The following is a 2,241-nucleotide window of genomic DNA, read 5'->3' as shown; positions in this document are numbered from 1 at the left end:
AGCAGGAGGCGGGGGCATGAACGAGATCTTCGGCGCGATCGACGCCGCGGTGCAGACCGCGGAGAACAACCCCATCCTCAACATCTCGATCTTCGGCGCGTTCGTCGCGGTGACGCTGTTCATCGTCATCAGGGCGAGCCGCAACAACAAGACCGCGGCGGATTACTACGCGGCGGGGCGCTCGTTCACAGGACCGCAGAACGGGTTCGCCATCTCGGGCGACTACCTCTCGGCGGCATCGTTCCTGGGAATCTGCGGCGCCATCGCCATCAACGGCTACGACGGCTTCCTCTACTCCATCGGCTTCCTGGTGGCGTGGCTGGTCGCTCTGCTGCTGGTGGCGGAGCTCATGCGCAACACCGGCAAGTTCACGATGGCCGACGTGCTGTCGTTCCGTCTCAAGCAGGCTCCGGTGCGCATGGCCGCGGCCATCACGACCCTCGCGGTGTGCTTCTTCTACCTGCTCGCGCAGATGGCCGGTGCCGGCGGTCTCGTCTCGCTGCTGCTGGGCATCGACGACACGATCGGGCAGTCGATCGTGGTCGCCGTCGTCGGCCTGCTGATGATCCTCTACGTGCTCATCGGCGGCATGAAGGGCACCACGTGGGTGCAGATCGTCAAGGCGTTCCTGCTCATCGGTGGCGCGCTGGGCATGACGATCTGGGTGCTCGCGCTCTACGGCTTCAACTTCAACTCGCTGCTCGAGGCCGCCGTGGCCGCGTCGCCGGCGGGCGAGGACGTGCTCGGCCCCGGCCTGCAGTACGGCGCCAACCCGTGGGACTTCATCTCCCTCGCGCTGGCCCTGGTGCTCGGCACGGCGGGTCTGCCGCACGTGCTGATGCGCTTCTACACGGTGCCGACCGCCAAGGAGGCGCGTCGCTCGGTGGTCTGGGCCATCTGGCTGATCGGTCTGTTCTACCTGCTCACCCTCGTGCTGGGCTACGGCGCCGGCGCCCTGGTCACGCCCGAGGTCATCGCCGCCGCTCCTGGTGGTGTGAACTCCGCAGCCCCGCTGCTGGCGCTGGAGCTCGGCGGACCGATCCTGCTCGGGTTCATCTCGGCGGTGGCATTCGCGACGATCCTCGCGGTCGTCGCCGGGCTCACCATCACCGCGGCAGCCTCGTTCGCCCACGACATCTACGCCAACGTGGTGAAGAAGGGCAAGGTCGCACCCGACGCCGAGGTCAAGATCGCTCGGCGCACGGTGATCGTGATCGGCGTGCTGTCGATCCTCGGTGGCATCGGAGTGCAGGGCCAGAACGTGGCGTTCCTCGTGGCACTGGCCTTCGCGGTCGCTGCCTCGGCGAACCTGCCGACGATCCTGTACTCGCTGTTCTGGCGCAAGTTCACCACGCGCGGCGCGGTGTGGAGCATGTACGGAGGCCTCGCCGCCGCCGTCATCCTCATCTTCCTGTCCCCGGTCTTCTGGGGCACGGAGACGAGCGTGTTCAAGGACACCGGCCCCGCGATCTGGCCGCTGAACAACCCGGGCATCGTCTCGATCCCGCTCGGGTTCTTCCTCGGCTGGCTCGGAACGGTGACCTCCAGCAAGAAGGAGGACCCGCGGCTGGCAGCCGAGATGGATGTGCGCTCTCTCACCGGCTTCGGTGCGGAGAAGGCCACCAACCACTGACGCGACCGCGTCGATTGAGCGGCCCCGGGCGATGCCCGGGGCCGCTCTGCATGCGGGCGGCCTACTCGCCCGCCGCAGCTTCGAGGTCGAGCAGGAACCGCTTGATGCCGGGGCGGCCGCCATACTCGCCGATCGAGCCGTCGGAGCGCACCACCCGGTGCACGGGGACGATCAGCGAGAAGGGGGTGCGGGCGCAGGCGGTGCCGACGGCCCGGTGAGCGTTGGGGTGGCCGGCGCCGAGTGCGACCTCGCCGTACGACGCCGTCTGGGCATAGGGGATGCGGCACACCACCTGCAGCGCCTCGCGCATGAATCCCCTGGTGAGGCCCCAGTCGATCGGCACGTCGAACGCGCGGCGCCGACCGGCGAAGTACTCGTCGAGCTCGGCGGCGACCCGGCCGGTCGCGGCGGGATCGCGGTCGGGAACGGCGCCGAGTGCCGCCGACAGGGCGGCGAGCGCATCGCCCGCCGGCCCGTCGATCAGCTGGAGGGCGACGAGGCCCTCATCGCTCATCACGATGAGGGCGTCGCCGACCGGTGTCGGGTGCACCGAGTACGCGCTGGAGGTCATAGGCCCATCCTGGCCGCGCGTCTGCGGCTGCGGAGGG

The 2,241-nt window shown here is 69.1% G+C and carries 2 protein-coding genes; one reads left to right on the top strand and one right to left on the bottom strand.

Annotated elements, in window-relative coordinates; all coding sequences use genetic code 11:
• Positions 1-16: 16 nt before the first annotated feature.
• Entirely contained in the window at positions 17-1,633 is a 1,617-nt protein-coding gene (locus NQ160_RS22635; protein WP_257517280.1) for a solute symporter family protein, read from the top strand.
• A 61-nt stretch (positions 1,634-1,694) separates the two neighbouring features.
• Here the strand turns inward: NQ160_RS22635 and NQ160_RS22630 are convergent, their stop codons facing one another.
• A complete protein-coding gene (locus NQ160_RS22630) occupies positions 1,695-2,204 on the bottom strand; it encodes a methylated-DNA--[protein]-cysteine S-methyltransferase (protein WP_257517128.1) in 510 nt (169 codons plus the stop codon).
• Between the last annotated feature and the right edge of the window lie 37 nt (positions 2,205-2,241).

This window comes from Microbacterium sp. zg.Y909 (assembly GCF_024626565.1).
The sequence above is the reverse complement of the archived record's forward strand: the minus strand, read 5'-3'. Positions and strand labels throughout refer to the sequence as shown.